Here is an 18,973-nt window from a genome sequence, read left to right as displayed (position 1 = left end):
AGGGAACAAGGATAACAACAATGAAAATAGCAATCATCGGCTCGGGTATTTCAGGTTTAACCTGTGGTTACTACCTACACCCAAACCACGACATCACCGTGTTTGAAGCTAACGACTATGTAGGTGGGCATACCGCCACGGTGGATGTGGAGGTTGAAGGGCGCACCTACGCGGTAGATACCGGCTTTATTGTTTACAACGATCGCACTTACCCCAATTTCATCCAGTTGATGCAGGAGATTGGCGTGCTTGGCAGACCGAGCCAGATGAGCTTCAGTGTGAGAAACGACGACACTGGACTGGAGTATAACGGCCACACACTCACGACCTTGTTTGCCCAGAAGCGAAACTGGCTTCGCCCGCAGTTCTATCGTTTTATTTTCGAGATTTTGCGCTTCAACCGTTTGGTGAAAGCGCAAGCACAGGCCAGTCAAGAGAGTTCACTGACGCTTGGCGAGTTTCTTACCCAGCATGAATTCAGTGACTATTTTTGTACGAATTATATTTTGCCGATGGGCGCCGCGATTTGGTCATCAACGTTGGCGGATATGCGCGCCTTCCCACTCGGTTTCTTCGCCCGCTTTTTCCTCAATCACGGCTTGCTGGACGTCACCAACCGCCCGCAATGGTATGTGATTGAGGGAGGATCGCGTGAGTACATTGCTCCGCTGACCAAAGGCTTCAAAGAGAGAATTCGTTTGAACACGCCTGTCACTCGTGTCACGCGTGATTCGGCAGGCGTGACGATTCATTATGTTGATAGAAACGCGACGCAAAGCGAGCAGCGCCAGTCTGAACGTTTCGATCAGGTTATTTTTGCTTGTCACAGTGATCAAGCCCTCGCGATGTTGGCTGATGCGAGTGAAAGCGAAACATCCGTGCTGAGCCATCTTGCCTATCAAGCCAACGAAGTGATTTTGCACACAGACGAGGCGTTGCTGCCGACTCGCAAGGCAGCATGGGCGTCTTGGAACTACTGGATTGAAGGTGGAGACGGTCAGCACACTCGCGCACCGACGCTGACTTACAACATGAACATTCTTCAGCACATTGAAGCGCCGGTGACCTTTTGCGTTTCACTTAACAGCGCAGAGCATATCAAGCCGAGCAAAGTGCTGCGTACCTTCAATTATCATCATCCAGTGTTCAATACGGAATCTCTCAACGCCCAGGGTCGCAGAGAGGAAGTCAACGGGCAAAGTCAAAGCTGGTTTTGCGGCGCTTACTGGTACAACGGATTCCACGAGGATGGTGTACGCAGTGCACTGGATGTGGTTCGCGGTATCGAAGCCCTTGCGCAGACGAAACGAGGTGCAGCCTAATGACAGACGCGTTGCGCAGTGCACTGCTGGTGGGGGATGTGAGACATCGGCGTTTTTCGCCCATCTCGCACAGTCTCAACTATCCGCTCTTTATGCCGTGCATCGATTTGGATGAACTAGAGGCGCTGGAGAGCAGAGTCTGGGCATTTGGTACACGCTGGTGGCACTGGGCGAGATTCAAACGCAGTGACTATGTTGGCGAGGGCAGTCTCAAGGTGGCGGTGCAAGAGAAAGTCAAACAGCTGTCGGGCGTTACCCTTAGAGGTCGCGTTGAAGCCGTCCTCCATCTTAGATACCTCGGTATTTACTTCAGCCCGGTCAATTTTTACTACCTTTATGATGAACAAGGGCAATGGCGCTACTTATTGGCAGAGGTCTCCAACACGCCTTGGAACGAGCGCCATTACTACGCGGTGGATGCCAATGATGCTAACACTTGGCGTCATGATAAGGCTTTTCATGTGTCACCGTTTAACCCAATTAAACAGACTTATCTATGGCGTCTTAAACCGCTTGCTGAGTCTCTGTTTGTCCATCTTGAATGTCATAGTGATGGGGAGGAGACAACGCGAACCAAAGTGTTTGATGCCACGATGGTGATGCGAAAACAGCCTCTTACCTCCACTCAACTCGCTAAGCGATTGATCGCAACGCCGATTATGGCAGTAAAAGTGGTGATAGGTATTTATTGGCACGCGTTGAAACTGTGGGTGAAAGGGGCCCCTTTTTACTCTCACCCCGGTTCCCAAGAACCCGGCTACCAAGACAAAGAGACCAACAGCTAGCCAAGGCGTTTAGCCATCTAAAACCCTAGCACCTAAAACAAAGACAAATGTACGCACAAAACAGAGTCCGCCGGACATGTTGCAAGGAGCAAAGAGAACAATGAATTCGCAAGTAATGCCCATACCAAGAGCGCTGACCACTGTGCAAAAAACGGCGCGTAATCTCGCCTTTTCGACGCTGTCCCATCTTCAGGTCGGGACATTGACCATACGAGAAGTGTTTAGTGACAGTGATGGCAGTCAAAGACAAGAGACGTTTGGTCAGCATCACGGATCCAATCAGCACTTAGATAATGGACCCAATGCCGTTGTTGAAGTTAAGCACCCCGGCTTTTACGCGCGTCTACTCAAGGGGGGCAGCATTGCAGCAGGTGAAGCCTATATGGATGGCTGGTGGGACAGCCCGAATCTGACCCAAGTGATGGAATTGATGGCGAAGAACTTATCCGCATTGGATGCCTTGGAAAGTCGCAGCAGCTTACTCTCTAAAACCCTCTATAAGCTCGGCCATTGGTTAAATCGCAATACGGTTGAGAAGGCGCAGAAGAACATTGAAGCGCACTATGATTTGAGCAACGAGTTATATCAAACCTTCCTCGACAAAGAGATGCTCTACTCTTCGGCGCTGTTTACTGACCCAAGTGACTCATTAGAACAAGCGCAGATCAATAAGATGGAGAGACTCTGTCAGGAATTGCAGCTCAATGAGCAAGACCGAGTGATTGAAATCGGCACGGGTTGGGGCGCGATGGCCATCTACATGGCGACGACCTACGGGTGCCATGTGACCACAACCACTATCTCTGAGCAACAATATCAATACGCCGCGAGCCGGATAGAAGCACTTGGCTTGCAGGATAATATTACTTTGCTCAAGCAAGATTATCGTCTGCTTGAGGGGGAGTTCGATAAATTGGTATCTATCGAGATGATAGAGGCCGTCGGTAAACAGTATCTGCGCTCTTATATCGAGAAGTGTCAGTCTCTACTGCGCCCGGGTGGATTGATGGCCATTCAAGCGATCACCATTGCCGATCAGCGCTATGACTATTACAGCGACAATGTGGATTTTATCCAGAAATACATCTTCCCGGGAGGATTTCTGCCATCCATCACAGCCTTGACACAAACCACCACTAAACACAGTGACTTGGTGCTGCGAAACCTATTCGATATTGGTCAGGACTACGCGCAAACGCTCAACCACTGGCATCGACGCTTTAATGGTTCGCTGGCGCGCGTCAAACACTTAGGGTTTGATGAGCGTTTTATTCGCATGTGGAACTATTACTTCTGCTATTGCGAAGGGGGCTTTAAAGCCAAGAGCATCAGCACCGTTCATATGACATTTCAGCGACCATAACTGATGATTCGTTTACTGCTGATATCGAGCTGGTTTCAAGCGCTTTGGCTGCTCGCAGTATTAGGCAATGAGGCGTGGCAATGGTGGTTGGTTGCGCTGGTGGTGGCGACTTATGCGGTCACCATAGGGGTGTCAGCTAAGCCGTTGCCTTTGAGTTTTGTTGGTATCGTTTTCGCTGTTGGTATTGGCATCGACAGTGTCAATATGCTTGCGGGGGTACTGCGGTTCGAGTACGCGATGCATTCAACTTGGTTGATACCGATTTGGCTATCGGCGCTTTGGGCGATATTCATCTGGTACAGCACTTTTTTGTTGCCCTTGGTGAACACATACCCCAGTTGGATCGTAACAGTGATAGGAGGGCTCTCGGGCGCTTTGAGTTATTGGGCGGGAGAGCGGCTTGGTGCGGTTGAATTCGGCTATTCTCCCACACTCAGTTTACTGATTCTTTTTGGTCAGTGGATGGTGGTGATAGGTTTGATGTTAAGGATATACGGCAATGAAAAAGGTCATGACATTCCTGATTAGCGTGCTGTGCTTGTCTCAATACGCGCACGCCTCCATTTCAGCGGGACACGTTTCAGGGGGAGATAATGAACAGACGCAGAGCGCGCTATGGTCACACTGGCCGGTGGTCGGTCAGGCGCAGCTTTCCATGTTCTTTTTTGATATTTACCAGTCGGAGTTACGCGCGCCCAATGGTCAATACCGGGAAAGTGACGACGTGACGCCTCATCCACTCGCGCTTTCGATTACCTATCAGCGTAACATCAGTCAAGATCAGTTACTCAATGCCACGATGGAGCAGTGGCAAAAACTCGGCTACAGAGAAGAGGTTGCACAAGGTTGGTTGACTCGTTTGGCCGAGGTTTTCCCCAACATCGAACAGGGGCACAACTTAACCTATGTGACCAACGGTCAAGTGGGTGAGTTTTATTATACGCGTCAGTCGGATACGCAGCGCATTGGTATTATCGACGATGAAGCCTTTAATGATGCGTTTGTCTCAATATGGCTTTCCCCCAACACTGACTACCCAAGATTGCGTCAACAACTGATAGGAAAGCAGCGATGATATCTCGTTTAGGTGCTCGTTTAGCGGCGATACTTTTGAGTGTCGTATTAGTGGGGTGTAGCGCCGATATTGATGATTACCAAACTAGCAGTCCCGCTTTTGATTTGTTCGACTATTTTCAAGGCGAAACCCACGCGTGGGGTATGGTGCAAGACTATACAGATAAACAGACTCGGCGTTTTTTTGTCACTATTGACGGAACCGTAGAGGGTGACACGTTGACGCTGGTGGAAGATTTTCGTTTTGATGATGGCGAGTTGAGTCAGCGTATCTGGACGATAACACGCAGTGACGCTGGTCGCTACACCGGAAAAGCCGATGACATCATCGGTACCGCCCGCGGAAGAGAAGTCGGTAATGCGCTGCAATGGCAATACGATTTTGAACTGCAATTGGATGACGGCAGTGTGTCGGTCAGTTTTGATGATTGGCTATATCGACAAGATGAACGGCACGTATTCAACCTGACCAAGATAAAGAAATGGGGGATGGAAGTGGGGCAAATCACGCTCTTCTTCCAAAAGCAGTAGGCGTGCCTTGAACAGTCCTCATATCTAAGCGAAGCTCAGATACTCTGAAATGAAAACGCCAGAAATGAAAAAGACTTTGCCGAGGCAAAGTCTTTTGATTGTTGCTGCGAGAACGCTCGCTTACAGCTTGTCAGTCAGCTCGATGGCTTGACCAATGTAGTTCGCAGGTGTCATCTCTTTCAGACGCGCTTTTTCGTGCTCTGGAAGCTCTAGACCGTCGATGAAATGACGCATTGCTTCACCATCAACGCGCTTACCACGAGTGAGCTCTTTTAGCTTCTCGTATGGCTTCTCAATACCGTAACGACGCATAACGGTTTGCACAGGCTCCGCAAGCACTTCCCAGTTTGTGTCTAGCTCAGCAAGCAGGGCTTCACGGTTCACTTCCAGTTTGCTGATGCCTTTTAGGGTCGACGTGTACGCAATGATTGCGTAACCCACACCCACACCAAGGTTACGTAGCACGGTAGAATCCGTTAGGTCACGTTGCCAACGAGAGATAGGCAGTTTTTGTGCTAGGTGGCCAAATACCGCGTTCGCTAAACCTAGGTTGCCTTCTGAGTTTTCAAAGTCGATTGGGTTCACCTTGTGTGGCATGGTTGAAGAACCAATTTCACCAGCAATGGTTTTTTGCTTGAAGTGACCCAGTGCGATGTAACCCCAAACGTCACGATCGAAATCGATAAGGATGGTGTTGAAACGTGCGATGGCATCAAACAGTTCTGCGATGTAATCGTGCGGTTCGATCTGCGTCGTGTATGGGTTCCACGTTACGCCAAGAGATTGCGTAATGAACTCTTCAGAGAACTGGTGCCAATCAAGCTCAGGGTAGGCGGAAAGATGCGCGTTGTAGTTACCTACTGCGCCGTTGATTTTCGCGAGAATCTCAACATTTTCGATCTGCTTGTATTGACGCTCCATACGGTACGCCACATTCGCCATCTCTTTACCCATAGTGGTCGGTGATGCTGGTTGACCGTGAGTACGAGAGAGTAGCGGGATGTCGCGGTACTCGACAGCCAGTGCTTTGATCGCATCAATGATATTTTTGATTTCAGGAAGAATCACGCTGTCACGCGCTTCTTTAAGCATAAGAGCGTGAGAGGTGTTGTTGATGTCTTCTGATGTACATGCAAAGTGAATGAATTCGTTCACGGCATGCAGTTCAGGAACGCCGGCGACTTTCTCTTTAAGGAAATACTCAACGGCTTTGACGTCGTGGTTAGTGGTGCGCTCAATCTCTTTGATGCGAGCCGCGTCCTCTTCTGAGAAGTTGGCCGCTAGGTCATCAAGGAACTGGTTCGCTTCTGCACTGAAGGCAGGAACTTCTGCGATGGCATCGGTCGCTGCGAGCTTTTGTAACCAACGAATTTCAACGATAGAGCGGTACTTTAGTAGACCAAACTCACTAAAGATGCTGCGAAGTGCAATTGTCTTGCTACCGTAACGGCCGTCTACGGGTGAAACAGCAGTCAGTGCTGACAGTTCCATGATGTTCTCCTGAATTGGGTTTTAAATCTGGTGAGCTTTATACCAATAACTGTGGCAATTGTCACGAATATTGCGCAAACGTTTGCGCGATTCTTATCCGACAGAGAAAAAATAAGCTCGCCGAGTGGCGAGCCAAGATTCTCTGTGGTGTATCTTACATTCTGGCGAGCAAAATTTGTGCTTGCTCCACCATCTTCTTGCGTCCAAAAATAAGGTGGCGACGTTTGCCGCCCACTTGACGCCATAGCACGGCACTACGAATGCCAGAGAGCAATAAAGCACGCACTTTGTGCTGGTTGCTAGTCTGCTGTAATACGGACGGTGTGCCAGTGACCTGAATACGTGGACCCACCGGGCTGATGACATCCAGGTAGACGCTGGCAAGGTTGCTGATCATCTGCTCGCTGTGTAGGTCAAAGTGCTCGAGTTGGCGCTCCAACATCTGGATGCGATCGCCAAGCTGAGACATCGAGTCGCGGCGGGCGCTGAGTTTACGTTCAAGCGCCATGAGACTAATGATGTAGCGTGTGATTTCGCTGCCTGCTGGCGTGCTATCGATCCCTTTGACTAAACACTCAAGCCCCAGTTTAAGATCGGATTCACGACCATACACCGCCACTGTGTTGCTTGGATTGGTGTTTAAGACCGCTTTTAACGAGGTTTCGAACGCGTCATTATCGCAGTAACCGTTCTTCGCCACTTGTTGAACCAAAGCGACAGCCTGGCAAATACCGGCAAAGGCAATGGTGCGGTCATAGAGTGCATTAGCCACCGATTCGTACTCCTATCAATAAACTGTTGATTACAGACACACTGTCCATTACAGACGCTGTTCGATGATGCCGCCACCCAAGCACACATCACCATCATAAAATACCGCGGATTGCCCTGGGGTCACCGCCACCTGAGGCTCATCAAAGGTAACCTTGATGTTCTCATCATCGATAGGTGTGATGGTACAAGGGATGTCGGTTTGGCGATAGCGGGTTTTTACCGTGCATTTGATTGGCTCGCGAATCGGTGTGCGATCGACCCAATGTAACTGTGAAGCCACCAAACCCTCAGACTTGAGCAGTGGGTGATCTGCACCTTGCACAGCAATTAACACATTGCGTTTCAGATCTTTGTCTGCCACGTACCAAGGGTCTTCATTACCGCCGCCACCTTTTTGACCACCAATGTGTAGTCCTTTACGCTGGCCTAGCGTGTGGTACATCAAACCTTGGTGTTCGCCAATCACTTTGCCTTCCGGTGTTTCGATTTTACCGGGTTGCGCAGGTAGATAGCGAGATAAGAAATCGGTAAATTTGCGCTCACCAATAAAACAGATGCCGGTGGAATCTTTTTTCTTGGCGGTGATCAAATCTTGCTCTTCGGCGATGCGTCGCACTTCCGGCTTTTCAAGCTCGCCAACAGGGAATAGGCTACGCGCTACTTGGTCACTGCTTAGTGTATAAAGGAAGTAGCTTTGATCTTTGTTGCCATCTAATCCACGCAGCATCTTAGGTGCTTCGCCATTGTCAGGGAAGGTGCGGCGCACGTAATGACCCATCGCAATGTAGTCGGCGTCGAGGACTTCGTCGGCGAATTCCAAGAATGCTTTAAATTTGATCTCTTTGTTGCAGAGAATATCCGGGTTCGGCGTGCGGCCCGCTTTGTATTCCGCCAAAAAGTATTCGAATACGTTATCCCAGTACTCGGCAGCAAAGTTAATGGTGTGCAGGTGGATGCCCAACTTGTCACACACCGCTTGCGCGTCGGCGAGATCTTCTGCTGCTGTACAGTATTCTTCGTTGTCGTCTTCTTCCCAGTTCTTCATGAACAAGCCTTCAACCTGATAGCCTTGTTGCTTTAACAGGTAGGCAGAAACGGACGAATCTACACCGCCAGACATACCGACGATGACTTTCTTTTTACTGTTGTCAGTACAGTTTTCAGACATTAGGTCACACCACTCAATTTAACTGGATGCAAATTCTAGCAGAAAGCCGGTAGCGGTGACAGATCCGAGATCGAAATCACACCCATGCTTTTCAGCTTGTTCTCGCTAGGTTGTTATGCAGCCCATAGTTTGACAAATAGAGCCCAAGTTATCTGCTAAACACGGCAATGTACCTCGCGTAAATATCACAACATATCGGTTGATTGCGTTGATGGTCATTACGTCGACAGTTAGCTCGGATATCGTTGGGTAATGCAGGGTTAGTTGTGGCATAGTGGACGAAATTCAAGAGTCCTAGGCTCATCTATCTCATTATTAAGTGAACTCCTCATGACTGAACACCAAGACGAACTGCTGCAAGAAACGCAACTTATTGAAGTAATTGAAAACCAACTGCAAGATGGCAACCCCATCAAAGTGAAAGAAACGTTAATGCGTTTGATGATGACGGGCACAGCAAGAGACGAAGCAATTGCCATGATGGCTTGCGCAGTCTCAATCGAAATTTTTGATGTGATGAAAAACGATGGTGAGTTTAATCTTAAACGCTATTCCGAGCACTTGGATTTGTTGCCAGATTTGAGTTTTATGGAAGGCGAATAAGCCGCCGCTAATCCTTATCGACGTTGCTCTAGGTTAAATGTGCGAGCAAACGTTTGCTATACTAGCGGGAGTTGCCGCGCCAATAAGGGCGCGGTAGAATCGCGCCACTTTTTATCCCTTACTTTACTCTGATTATGAAATTTCCCGGCCAACGCAAATCCAAACATTACTTCCCGGTTCATGCTCGCGATCCTTTAGTGACTCAAGCGCAGGACAGCAAGAAAATGTCACGCACCCACATTATTGGTATCGACCAAACCTTAGTGGATATTGAAGCCAAAGTGTGTAGCACGCTCATCGAAAAATACCAGTTAAGTAAGGGACACTCACTGGTGATTGATGATGCGACGGCCGAAGCGTTATACGACGAACTAAAGAGCGATGATTTGATCACCAATGAATACGCGGGTGGTACGATTGGCAATACCTTGCACAACTATTCTGTGTTGGCGGATGACCGTTCGACGCTACTGGGTGTCATGAGTCAGGACATCAAGATCGGCAGTTACGGCTATCGTTATTTGTGCAATACCTCCAGTCGAATGGACTTGAATTATCTGCAAGGCGTCGACGGCGCGATTGGACGCTGCTTCGCGCTGATCACCGAAGACGGGGAGCGCACTTTTGCCATTAGTGAAGGGCAGATGAACCAGCTTAAACCAGAGAGCATTCCAGAAAAAATCTTTAAAAATGCCTCTGCACTGGTGCTGACTGCGTATTTGGTGCGCTGCAAAGCGGGCGATCCGATGCCAGAAGCGACCATGCGCGCTATTGAGTACGCGAAAAAGCACGATGTACCAGTCGTTCTCACGCTAGGGACTAAGTTTGTCATCCAAGATGATCCGCAGTTTTGGCAGCAATTTTTGCGCGATTATGTCACCGTTGTGGCGATGAATGAAGATGAGGCGCATGCGCTCACTGGGGAGAGCGACCCGCTTGCGGCATCAGACAAAGCCTTGGAGTGGGTCGATTTGGTGCTGTGTACTGCTGGGCCACTTGGCTTGTTTATGGCTGGTTATACCGAAGAAGCAGCCAAACGTGAAACGTCATTGCCTTTGTTGCCAGGTAGTATTGCGGAATTCAATCGTTATGAATTTAGCCGCCCAGCATTAAAAGATAATTGCGATCAAGCGATCAAAGTGTATTCTCATATTTCACCATACATGGGTGGTCCGGAGAAAATTAAAAACACTAATGGTGCCGGTGATGCGGCATTGTCTGCGTTGTTGCACGATATGGCCGCGAATAAATACCACAAAGAAAATGTGCCCAACTCGAGTAAACACGCGCATGCGTTTTTAACTTACTCTTCTTTTTCACAAGTGTGTAAGTATTCTAACCGTGCCAGTTATGAGGTATTGGTTCAGCACTCTCCACGTCTTTCGAAAGGTTTACCAGAGCGAGAAGATAGCTTGGAAGAAGCCTACTGGGAAAGATAAATGAAAAAAGCGCCAACAGGCGCTTTTTTTGAACTAACTTTCGATGTAAGTTAGATCAGGAACTCTTCTAGGCTCTTGCCTGCATCCAATTGCTGTTGAATAGCAGATGGGGTGCGACCTTGACCGGTCCAAGTTTTAGTTTCACCGCTTGCATCCACGTATTTATATTTTGGTGGACGAGGTGCACGTTTCGATTTTGTTTTGGTTTTTGTTTCACCAGCAAGCGCAGAGTAAAGGGCATCAATATCGATACCTTCTTTAGATATTTGCTCAGCAATTGCAGCCAGTTTGGCTTCTTGCTCTGCCGCTGCTGCACGCTGCGCTTCTTCCTCTTCTTTACGCTCAGTAAAGACTGTCGTTAATTTGCTTAGGGCGTCTTCCAGTTGCTCAAGAGTCAGTTCACGTGCTGCTGCACGAAGACTACGAATATTTAATAGTGTTTTTGTTAGTTCAGACATAACATCTCTCATTGTTATCTTATTTAAGAGTATTTCTTAAATACTAATCCTGATATTTAAACATTACAATCCATTCTTAGCAGAATGCGATAAATTTATTGTTACTGTCAGCCAAATTTACCTTTCTTTACTTTATTGGAGCGATCATTCGGCTAAGTCCTGTTTTGACGCTCAGATTTAATAATAGAGTTTCATATCTATTATTAAACGTTTCTAATCCTGATGGCACTGTTTAGATAAAAGTCGCCGAAATCAGCATGAGAACGAATTTGCCTAATAGTTGGCATTATAATGTCGATATAGTTCAAATGAACCACCTCAATACGTTTTCTTTTACGATTTCGATCACAGCACATATTTCGACTTCGAGAAAGTGCTATCTATTTGGTATTGCAGTCAACACCGAGTTTTTAATGTCCCGGGCGTTGTACGTCAGCACAGTGTGAAATGTCACCAAATTGAGAGTTGGCTTCCCGTTTGTACCATCGCTAAGCAATAAAAGTGACAACAAAACGAGCCAAATTGTTGAAATGCAGTTTTAGATGGGTACAATGGCGCCACCTAATGCATGACTACAGCAAAACCTTTGTTAATTTGATGTTTCATTGGTTGATTATTTTGGTTGTGCGGTAGAGGAGCGGAATAAAATAGTAGCGTTTGTTGGGGTGATGCCAATGAGCATGCGTGAAAGGTTATCTCGCCGAAGTGGGCTTCCATATCAAAGGAGCTCGCTGGGGTTAGTCTCGAAAGGGCTAACACTGCCATAGTCTATAATGTGTAAAACTATGGAGCGCTACTGTAGGGTTGGGTGAATTGTCTACTTCCCTGTCGCTAAGTTCAACATTATCAACGGCCTCGTGCGGTTGACTAATCTGCAGTAGATCTCTAACCATTTATTACTGGTTTTTGAAGATCATGAATTTAATTGATTTTGCCTCATCTCCTTTATCTCTTTTGCCACCACTCGTGGCGTTGAGTCTTGCGATCATTACGCGTCGCGTTCTTGTGTCTCTCGGTGTGGGTATCGTTTTAGGTGCCGTATTGCTTAACGACTATTCGTTTGCGAGTGCGTCGGGTTATCTTGCGTCAACCGTATCGGGCGTTTTCGTAGAAGACGGTGGCCTCAATACTTGGAACATGAGTATTGTTGGCTTCTTGCTTTTGCTCGGTATGATGACAGCACTGCTGACGCTCTCAGGCGGCACTCGCGCGTTCGCTGAATGGGCGCAGTCTCGTGTGAAAAGTAAGCGCGGTTCAAAACTGCTTGCTGCGTTTTTGGGCGTGTTCATTTTTGTCGATGATTACTTTAACAGCTTGGCGGTGGGTGCGATTTCTCGCCCAGTCACGGACCGTTTTTACGTCTCTCGCTCTAAGCTGGCTTACATTCTCGATTCGACCGCTGCCCCTATGTGTGTCTTGATGCCCGCATCAAGCTGGGGTGCCTATATTATGACCATCATTGGTGGCATCTTAGTCTCTCATGGCATCACAGAGTATTCCGCGTTGGGCGCTTACGTGCGTTTGATTCCGATGAACTTCTATGCGGTATTTGCGCTGTTGATGGTGTTTGCTGTGGCTTGGTTTGGTCTCGACATCGGTAAGATGCGCAGCCATGAAATTGCGGCGTCTCAAGGCCGTGGCTTTGACAAAGATGCAGAGAACGACACCAAAGAAGCGCATGAGCTCAATGAAGAGCTGGATATTCGTGAAAGCGAAGGCGGACGCGTTCTTGATTTGGTTTTGCCTATCGTGCTGTTAATCATTGCAACGGTCGCGGCCATGCTTTACACCGGTGGTCAGGCGCTTAAAGCGGATGGTGAAGCGTTTAATCTGCTGGGCGCTTTTGAAAACACCGATGTGGGTTTGTCTTTGATCTACGGTGGTATTGTGGGTTTGGCAACTGCGCTGTTTACGGTGGTTAAGCAACGCATTGCGACCATCGAAATTGCTCGTACACTGTGGATTGGTGCGCGCTCAATGTTTGGTGCGATCCTCATTCTAGTCTTCGCGTGGACCATTGGTAGCGTGATTGGTGACATGAACACAGGTAAATACTTGTCAACGCTGGCGCAAGGTAGCATCAACCCACATTGGTTGCCGGTTATCCTGTTCTTGCTCTCGGGCTTGATGGCGTTCTCGACCGGTACCTCTTGGGGTACATTCGGTATCATGTTGCCGATTGCGGGTGATATGGCTGGAGCAACAGATATTGCCTTGATGTTGCCAATGCTGAGTGCGGTGCTCGCAGGTTCGGTCTTTGGTGATCACTGCTCACCGATTTCGGATACCACGATCTTGTCTTCGACGGGTGCTCGTTGTAATCATATTGATCACGTCTCGACTCAGTTACCTTATGCGTTATCTGTAGCAGCGATCTCTTGTGTCGGCTTTATCACTCTCGGTATGACAGCGTCGGTCGGTCTCTCATTTGCGGTCGCCAGCGTGGCGTTTGTGGCCGTGTGCGCGGTGCTTTCAATGATGTCTAAGTCGAAGCTAGCGAGCTGTGCGACGTCCTAAAACGATAGACAGTTCGTATCTAACTGACAGATTCTATTGATTATTTTAAGGAGGCTTTGGCCTCCTTTCTTATTTGTATTAGACAAATAAGAAAAAGTTGAAATTAAAGGTTGAAAAGATCCCTGAGCTTGGTTAGTGTGGGTATCAACCAAGCGAGCTAAGAGAGCTTTTTCAGTATGCGCAATTTTGTAATGAACATTCATCATCACCATCACCCAATCTAGTCTTTCGGGAGATGTGCGCATACCCGGGAGATAGGAAACTCCCGGAGGTAAAAATCGCAAATATAATGATTTATGACCCTCGGGAGACAAACCTTCCGAGGGTTTTTTAGTTTTTAAGTCTAACGTTTTGAAAGATTTCGAACACAGGGATACAAGAGTCATGCAAACACAACGCCTAAGAATCGCCATTCAGAAAAAAGGTCGTCTAAGTAAAGAGAGCCAAGCACTGCTGAAAAAGTGCGGTGTGAAATTTAACGTCATGGGTGAAAAACTGGTGGTTCACTCAGAGAACATGCCAATCGATTTGCTGCTTGTGCGTGACGACGATATCCCAGGTTTGATCATGGACGGTGTGGTTGATCTTGGTTTCATTGGCGAAAACGAATTGGAAGAAGTCCGCCTAGACCGCAAAGCATTGGGTGAGCCTAGTGAGTTTGTGACATTGCGTCGTCTCGATTTTGGTGGCTGCCGTCTTTCTATCGCGATTGATAAGGATGAAGAGTACAACGGCCCGCAAGATTTGGCCGGTAAGCGTATCGCTACCACCTATCCACAATTGTTAAAAGCCTACATGGATGAGCAAGGCGTACCGTTCTCAACCTGTATGCTGACCGGTTCTGTTGAAGTCGCGCCACGTGCTGGCCTTGCTGATGCCATCGCCGACCTAGTGTCTACCGGCGCTACTTTAGAAGCGAACGGCTTAAAAGAAGCGGAAGTCATCTTCCAATCAAAAGCGACCCTTATTCAGCGCAAAGGTGAGTTCGCACAAGATAAAACCGAACTGATTGATAAGCTATTGACTCGTATGCAAGGCGTTCAGCAAGCGAAAGAGTCGAAATACATCATGCTGCACGCCCCAGCAGACAAACTTGAGCAGATCAAATCGCTCCTTCCTGGCGCAGAAGATCCAACCGTTTTGCCGCTCTCTGCTGATAAACAAAAAGTGGCCGTTCACCTTGTTAGTACCGAAAACTTGTTCTGGGAAACCATGGAACAACTCAAAGAGCTTGGTGCTAGCTCAATCCTAGTACTGCCAATTGAGAAAATGATGGAGTAAGGGCGATGAGAACAGTTGTTTGGCAATCATTGAGTGAATCTCAACAAGACTCCATTTTAGAGCGCCCTGCCATTACCGAAGGGGCGAATATTACCGCTGCGGTGTCTGAGGTTATCGCACAAGTAAAAACGCAAGGCGATGCTGCTCTATTGGCGTTGACGGAAAAGTATGATCGCGTCAAACCAGAGTCGATTCGAGTCTCAACTCAAGAGATTGAGGCGGCGTCAGAGCGCTTAAGCGAAACCATGAAGCAAGCGCTTGAGCAAGCGTACGCCAATATCGCTAAGTTTCACAAAGCCCAAAAGCCACAGCCTATTAAAGTTGAAACGCAACCTGGTGTTGTGTGTGAACAAGTGACTCGAGCGATTCAGAAAGTCGGTCTTTATATCCCAGGTGGCAGTGCGCCACTGCCATCGACCGTATTAATGCTCGGCGTACCGGCTAAGATTGCGGGTTGTCGTAAAGTGGTACTCTGCTCACCACCACCGATCGCAGATGAAATCCTCTACGTGGCGAAGCTGTGTGGTATCGATGAAGTTTACAATGTTGGTGGTGGTCAAGCGATTGCTGCGATGGCTTACGGAACAGAAACCGTGGCGAAAGTGGACAAGATTTTCGGCCCAGGTAATGCGTACGTCACAGAAGCTAAGCGCCAAGTGAGCAACGATTTTCGCGGTGCCGCGATCGACATGCCAGCGGGCCCTTCTGAGGTGTTAGTGATCGCTGATGAGACCGCCGACCCAGATTTCATTGCTGCGGATCTCTTGAGCCAAGCTGAGCACGGCCCAGACTCACAAGTGGTGCTGGTCACGCCATCGCCAGTGATTGCCGATCAAGTGACGGATGCCGTTCAGCGTCAGCTCAAAGTACTGTCTCGCGCTTCTATTGCAGAAAAAGCACTGGCGTCGAGTTTGATCATCATTTCTGATTCCATCACTCAGGCGGTTTCTATTTCGAACTACTATGGCCCAGAGCACTTGATCGTACAGACCAAGAACCCACGTGAGCTGCTACCCCTTCTTGATAACGCAGGGTCGATTTTCCTTGGTGATTGGTCTCCTGAGTCAGCGGGCGACTATGCGTCGGGCACCAACCACGTTCTGCCTACCTATGGTTACACTCGCACCTATTCAAGCCTAGGCTTGGCGGATTTCTCCAAGCGTATGACGGTGCAAGAGCTCTCAGAGGAAGGGATTAAAAATCTTGCGCCGACCGTCGTGACCATGGCGGAAGCAGAAGGACTGGATGCGCACAAACGCGCCGTAACCATTCGTGTTGAAAAATTGGCTCAGAAGCAAGGGTAAGAGATGGAAAAGCTAGCACGCAAACAAGTTCAGCAACTGACGCCTTACCTGTCAGCACGTCGCATTGGCGGCAGTGGCGATGTGTGGCTCAATGCTAACGAGTCGCCGTTCAACAATGAATACAAAACGGATTTCGCCCGCCTGAATCGCTACAGTGAGTGTCAACCTGCTGAGTTGATTAACGCTTACGCCGCTTACGCGGGCGTGAAACCTGAACAAACGCTCACCTCGCGCGGTGCGGATGAGGGTATTGAGCTTTTGATTCGCGCATTTTGTGAGCCGGGTGAAGACGCCATTTTATATTGTCCACCTACCTACGGAATGTACGCTATTTCAGCGGAAACCATTGGTGTGGAGAAAAAAGTGGTGCCGTTGACCCAAGATTGGCAACTGGATCTCAGCGCCATTGAAGCCAATCTAGACAAGGTAAAACTGGTCTTTGTTTGCAGCCCTAACAATCCAACCGGTAATTTGGTTAAGCGTGAAGACATCGTCCGACTGCTTGAGATGACCCAAGACCGCGCTATCGTTGTGATGGATGAAGCTTACATCGATTTTTGTCCAGAAGCATCGACGGTCGATTTACTGGCTCAGTACCCCAATTTGGCTATTTTGCGCACTTTGTCCAAGGCGTTTGCCCTTGCCGGTCTGCGCTGTGGCTTTACCTTGGCGAATGAGGCGTTGATCAACGTCTTGCTGAAAGTGATCGCGCCATACCCAGTGCCTGTGCCAGTGGCGGATATTGCCACCCAAGCCCTCTCAGAGGCAGGGCTTGCTAGAGCCAAGTTCCAAGTGCTGGACCTCAACGCCAACCGCGCGTATTTGCAAGCGGGCCTGTCGACCATTGCCGGTTTAACGGTGTTCGAAGGGTGGGGCAACTATCTATTGGTGAAGTTCCCTGATGGTGATGCACTGTTTAAAGTCGCGTGGGAAACTGGCATTATTTTGCGCAATTCGCCAATTGAGGATTGTGTCCGCATCAGTATTGGTAGTCGAGATGAGTGCGAGAAAACACTCGGTTTTATCCGCAACTACTATTTATCCGCAAGTGCTATTAATCCGTAAGCACTATAGCGCGTGATGACACGCAGTAAAGAAACAAATGGGCGCTGGCTGTGGCGGGCGCCTTTGAGATTGAGATAAGGAAGTTCGAGTGAGCACACAACAAAAAATTCTTTTCATTGACCGAGACGGCACCTTAATCGTCGAACCGCCGGTTGATTTTCAAGTCGATCGTTTAGACAAACTCAAGCTAGAGCCGTTTGTGATCCCAAGCCTGCTTGCGCTGCAAGACGCAGGGTATCGCTTGGTGATGGTCACAAACCAAGATGGCCTAGGCACAGACAGCTATCCGCAAGCGGATTTCGATGCGCCGCACGACATGATGATGGAAATCTTCTCCTCTCAGGGTGTGAAGTTTGATGATGTATTGATTTGTCCTCACTTTGAAGAGGACAACTGTTCGTGCCGTAAACCGAAATTGGGTATGGTCAAAGAGTACCTTCAAGGCGGCAAAGTGGATTTCAAGCACTCTGTGGTCATTGGCGATCGCGCGACCGACCTTCAACTGGCGGAAAACATGGCGATTCGCGGCATCCAATACCACCCAGAAACCATGGGGTGGCCGACAATATTAAAAGAGCTCACCGTGAATGCTCGCGTTGCTGAAGTGGTGAGAACCACCAAAGAAACCGACATCAAAGTGAAGGTTAATCTCGATGAGCAAGGTGGCAACGCCATCAGCACTGGTCTTGGCTTTTTTGACCACATGCTAGACCAAATTGCGACGCACGGCGGCTTCCAAATGGTATGTCAGGTGGAAGGCGATCTGCACATCGACGATCACCACACCATCGAGGATACCGCACTTGCGTTGGGCCAAGCACTAAAAGAAGCGTTGGGCGATAAACGTGGGATTGGCCGCTTTGGTTTCAGCTTGCCGATGGATGAGTGTCTTGCTCAGTGCGCGTTGGATCTCTCTGGCCGACCTTACTTGAAGTTTGATGCCAAGTTTAGCCGCGATCAGGTCGGCGATTTATCCACTGAAATGGTGGTGCACTTCTTCCGCTCATTGACCGACACATTGGCGTGTACCTTGCACCTCTCTTCAGCAGGCGATAATGATCACCACATCATCGAAAGCTTGTTTAAGTCGTTTGGTCGCACTTTACGTCAAGCTATTAAAGTGGAAGGCAATGAACTGCCGAGCAGTAAAGGCGTGTTGTAAGGAGAGAGACTATGACAAAGCAAAACGTCGTTATCATCGACACTGGCTGTGCCAACGTCTCATCGGTCAAGTTCGCTATTGAGCGCCTAGGTCAATCCGTGACGATTTCAAAAGATCCTGATGTGGTGCTCACTGCGGATAAGCTGTTCTTACCCGGTGTTGGCACGGCAAGCGAAGCAATGAAAAACCTTGCTGAGCGTGATTTGATTGATTTGGTGAAACGGGTCGAAAAGCCACTGCTTGGTATCTGTTTAGGTATGCAACTGCTTGGCAAACTCTCCCAAGAGAAAGGCACGCAAGGCGAAAATGCGGTTGAGTGTCTCGGTCTTTGTGATGGCGAAGTGCGCTTGATGGAGACGGGTGATCTTCCGCTCCCGCACATGGGGTGGAATACGGTATCGGCCACCCCAGATCACCCACTGTTTAAGGGGATTGAAGAGGGCGAGTATTTCTATTTCGTCCATAGCTTTGCGATGCCTGTCGGCGACTACACCATCGCTCAGTGTGAGTATGGCCAACCCTTTACCGCTGCGGTGCAAAGTGGCAATTACTACGGGGTGCAATTTCACCCAGAGCGCTCATCGAAAGCCGGCTCAAAACTGATTGAAAACTTTTTAGCATTATAGGGACATAACC

The 18,973-nt window shown here is 48.7% G+C and carries 18 protein-coding genes, 1 riboswitch and 1 other annotated feature; of the genes, 14 read left to right on the top strand and 4 right to left on the bottom strand.

All coding sequences use genetic code 11. From position 1 onward, the window contains the following. Window positions 1-20 precede the first annotated feature (20 nt). The 6 genes from AC6R0R_RS12440 (at window position 21) to AC6R0R_RS12415 (ending at window position 5,075) form a co-directional block, all read left to right on the top strand. Window positions 21-1,322 carry an NAD(P)/FAD-dependent oxidoreductase gene (locus tag AC6R0R_RS12440; RefSeq protein WP_500626918.1) on the top strand — a complete coding sequence of 434 codons (1,302 nt, stop codon included), beginning with the start codon at window positions 21-23 and terminating at the stop codon, window positions 1,320-1,322. Beyond that, window positions 1,322-2,107, top strand: coding sequence for a DUF1365 domain-containing protein (locus AC6R0R_RS12435; protein WP_500626917.1), 786 nt, complete (start codon window positions 1,322-1,324; stop codon window positions 2,105-2,107). The genes AC6R0R_RS12440 and AC6R0R_RS12435 overlap by 1 nt, the downstream gene beginning before the upstream one ends. Before the next feature lie 100 nt (window positions 2,108-2,207). After that, complete coding sequence (locus AC6R0R_RS12430; protein WP_500626916.1) at window positions 2,208-3,470, top strand: class I SAM-dependent methyltransferase; 1,263 nt, start codon at window positions 2,208-2,210, stop codon at window positions 3,468-3,470. A 3-nt stretch (window positions 3,471-3,473) separates the two neighbouring features. Continuing rightward, complete coding sequence (locus AC6R0R_RS12425) at window positions 3,474-3,998, top strand: DUF2878 domain-containing protein (protein ID WP_500626915.1); 525 nt, start codon at window positions 3,474-3,476, stop codon at window positions 3,996-3,998. Continuing rightward, window positions 3,982-4,545 (top strand): chalcone isomerase family protein, encoded by a 564-nt coding sequence (locus AC6R0R_RS12420; protein WP_500626914.1) that lies wholly within the window; start codon window positions 3,982-3,984, stop codon window positions 4,543-4,545. The genes AC6R0R_RS12425 and AC6R0R_RS12420 overlap by 17 nt, the downstream gene beginning before the upstream one ends. Continuing rightward, on the top strand, window positions 4,542-5,075 hold the full coding sequence (locus tag AC6R0R_RS12415) for a DUF3833 domain-containing protein (RefSeq protein ID WP_500626913.1): 534 nt from the start codon (window positions 4,542-4,544) through the stop codon (window positions 5,073-5,075). Before AC6R0R_RS12420 ends, AC6R0R_RS12415 begins: the two co-directional genes overlap by 4 nt. Before the next feature lie 120 nt (window positions 5,076-5,195). Here the strand turns inward: AC6R0R_RS12415 and purB are convergent, their stop codons facing one another. The 3 genes from purB to mnmA all read right to left on the bottom strand — a co-directional run bounded on the left by purB (window position 5,196) and on the right by mnmA (window position 8,508). Further along, complete coding sequence (gene purB, locus AC6R0R_RS12410; protein ID WP_500626912.1) at window positions 5,196-6,566, bottom strand: adenylosuccinate lyase; 1,371 nt, start codon at window positions 6,564-6,566, stop codon at window positions 5,196-5,198. 154 nt (window positions 6,567-6,720) lie between these two features. Next, a complete protein-coding gene (gene hflD, locus AC6R0R_RS12405; RefSeq protein WP_487902047.1) occupies window positions 6,721-7,338 on the bottom strand; it encodes a high frequency lysogenization protein HflD in 618 nt (205 codons plus the stop codon). A 48-nt stretch (window positions 7,339-7,386) separates the two neighbouring features. Next, entirely contained in the window at window positions 7,387-8,508 is a 1,122-nt protein-coding gene (gene mnmA, locus AC6R0R_RS12400) for a tRNA 2-thiouridine(34) synthase MnmA (protein WP_487902048.1), read from the bottom strand. A 330-nt stretch (window positions 8,509-8,838) separates the two neighbouring features. On the opposite strand from mnmA, the gene AC6R0R_RS12395 reads away from it, so the two are divergent. Both AC6R0R_RS12395 and AC6R0R_RS12390 read left to right on the top strand, forming a co-directional pair. After that, on the top strand, window positions 8,839-9,111 hold the full coding sequence (locus tag AC6R0R_RS12395; protein WP_487902049.1) for a hypothetical protein: 273 nt from the start codon (window positions 8,839-8,841) through the stop codon (window positions 9,109-9,111). 134 nt (window positions 9,112-9,245) lie between these two features. After that, window positions 9,246-10,550 carry an inosine/guanosine kinase gene (locus AC6R0R_RS12390; protein WP_500626911.1) on the top strand — a complete coding sequence of 435 codons (1,305 nt, stop codon included), beginning with the start codon at window positions 9,246-9,248 and terminating at the stop codon, window positions 10,548-10,550. Between the two features lie 50 nt (window positions 10,551-10,600). Here AC6R0R_RS12390 and AC6R0R_RS12385 read toward each other — a convergent pair whose 3' ends face one another. Then, window positions 10,601-11,008 (bottom strand): H-NS family histone-like protein, encoded by a 408-nt coding sequence (locus tag AC6R0R_RS12385; RefSeq protein WP_334550775.1) that lies wholly within the window; start codon window positions 11,006-11,008, stop codon window positions 10,601-10,603. Window positions 11,009-11,630: 622 nt separating this feature from the next. After that, a riboswitch (Lysine riboswitch) is annotated at window positions 11,631-11,812 on the top strand. Between the two features lie 111 nt (window positions 11,813-11,923). Here AC6R0R_RS12385 and AC6R0R_RS12380 point away from each other — a divergent pair. The 6 genes from AC6R0R_RS12380 to hisH all read left to right on the top strand — a co-directional run bounded on the left by AC6R0R_RS12380 (window position 11,924) and on the right by hisH (window position 18,963). Continuing rightward, window positions 11,924-13,525: a Na+/H+ antiporter NhaC family protein gene (locus AC6R0R_RS12380; RefSeq protein ID WP_500626910.1), complete on the top strand. Its 1,602-nt coding sequence runs from the start codon at window positions 11,924-11,926 to the stop codon at window positions 13,523-13,525. Window positions 13,526-13,724: 199 nt separating this feature from the next. Beyond that, window positions 13,725-13,860 (top strand) — a sequence feature (His leader region). Window positions 13,861-13,909: 49 nt separating this feature from the next. Beyond that, window positions 13,910-14,806: an ATP phosphoribosyltransferase gene (gene hisG / locus AC6R0R_RS12375; protein ID WP_334550773.1), complete on the top strand. Its 897-nt coding sequence runs from the start codon at window positions 13,910-13,912 to the stop codon at window positions 14,804-14,806. Between the two features lie 5 nt (window positions 14,807-14,811). Then, on the top strand, window positions 14,812-16,110 hold the full coding sequence (hisD, locus tag AC6R0R_RS12370; RefSeq protein WP_500626909.1) for a histidinol dehydrogenase: 1,299 nt from the start codon (window positions 14,812-14,814) through the stop codon (window positions 16,108-16,110). Window positions 16,111-16,113: 3 nt separating this feature from the next. After that, entirely contained in the window at window positions 16,114-17,175 is a 1,062-nt protein-coding gene (hisC, locus tag AC6R0R_RS12365) for a histidinol-phosphate transaminase (protein WP_500626908.1), read from the top strand. Between the two features lie 88 nt (window positions 17,176-17,263). Then, the gene (gene hisB, locus AC6R0R_RS12360) at window positions 17,264-18,337 is read left to right on the top strand and encodes a bifunctional histidinol-phosphatase/imidazoleglycerol-phosphate dehydratase HisB (RefSeq protein ID WP_500626907.1); all 1,074 of its coding nucleotides are present in this window, start codon (window positions 17,264-17,266) and stop codon (window positions 18,335-18,337) included. A gap of 11 nt (window positions 18,338-18,348) precedes the next feature. Further along, the gene (hisH, locus tag AC6R0R_RS12355) at window positions 18,349-18,963 is read left to right on the top strand and encodes an imidazole glycerol phosphate synthase subunit HisH (RefSeq protein WP_500626906.1); all 615 of its coding nucleotides are present in this window, start codon (window positions 18,349-18,351) and stop codon (window positions 18,961-18,963) included. Window positions 18,964-18,973: the final 10 nt, after the last annotated feature.

The sequence above is a fragment of the Vibrio sp. R12-SW3-ISO1 genome, assembly GCF_059834005.1.
The sequence above is the reverse complement of the archived record's forward strand: the minus strand, read 5'-3'. Positions and strand labels throughout refer to the sequence as shown.

Bases quoted from the DNA above. Each gene is read 5' to 3' on its own strand.
- AC6R0R_RS12440 (WP_500626918.1), top strand. From the start codon at position 21: ATGAAAATAGCAATCATCGGCTCGGGTATTTCAGGTTTAACCTGTGGT.
- AC6R0R_RS12435 (WP_500626917.1), top strand. From the start codon at position 1,322: ATGACAGACGCGTTGCGCAGTGCACTGCTGGTGGGGGATGTGAGACAT.
- AC6R0R_RS12430 (WP_500626916.1), top strand. From the start codon at position 2,208: ATGAATTCGCAAGTAATGCCCATACCAAGAGCGCTGACCACTGTGCAA.
- AC6R0R_RS12425 (WP_500626915.1), top strand. From the start codon at position 3,474: ATGATTCGTTTACTGCTGATATCGAGCTGGTTTCAAGCGCTTTGGCTG.
- AC6R0R_RS12420 (WP_500626914.1), top strand. From the start codon at position 3,982: ATGACATTCCTGATTAGCGTGCTGTGCTTGTCTCAATACGCGCACGCC.
- AC6R0R_RS12415 (WP_500626913.1), top strand. From the start codon at position 4,542: ATGATATCTCGTTTAGGTGCTCGTTTAGCGGCGATACTTTTGAGTGTC.
- purB (WP_500626912.1), bottom strand. From the start codon at position 6,566: ATGGAACTGTCAGCACTGACTGCTGTTTCACCCGTAGACGGCCGTTAC.
- mnmA (WP_487902048.1), bottom strand. From the start codon at position 8,508: ATGTCTGAAAACTGTACTGACAACAGTAAAAAGAAAGTCATCGTCGGT.
- AC6R0R_RS12395 (WP_487902049.1), top strand. From the start codon at position 8,839: ATGACTGAACACCAAGACGAACTGCTGCAAGAAACGCAACTTATTGAA.
- AC6R0R_RS12390 (WP_500626911.1), top strand. From the start codon at position 9,246: ATGAAATTTCCCGGCCAACGCAAATCCAAACATTACTTCCCGGTTCAT.
- AC6R0R_RS12385 (WP_334550775.1), bottom strand. From the start codon at position 11,008: ATGTCTGAACTAACAAAAACACTATTAAATATTCGTAGTCTTCGTGCA.
- AC6R0R_RS12380 (WP_500626910.1), top strand. From the start codon at position 11,924: ATGAATTTAATTGATTTTGCCTCATCTCCTTTATCTCTTTTGCCACCA.
- hisG (WP_334550773.1), top strand. From the start codon at position 13,910: ATGCAAACACAACGCCTAAGAATCGCCATTCAGAAAAAAGGTCGTCTA.
- hisD (WP_500626909.1), top strand. From the start codon at position 14,812: ATGAGAACAGTTGTTTGGCAATCATTGAGTGAATCTCAACAAGACTCC.
- hisC (WP_500626908.1), top strand. From the start codon at position 16,114: ATGGAAAAGCTAGCACGCAAACAAGTTCAGCAACTGACGCCTTACCTG.
- hisH (WP_500626906.1), top strand. From the start codon at position 18,349: ATGACAAAGCAAAACGTCGTTATCATCGACACTGGCTGTGCCAACGTC.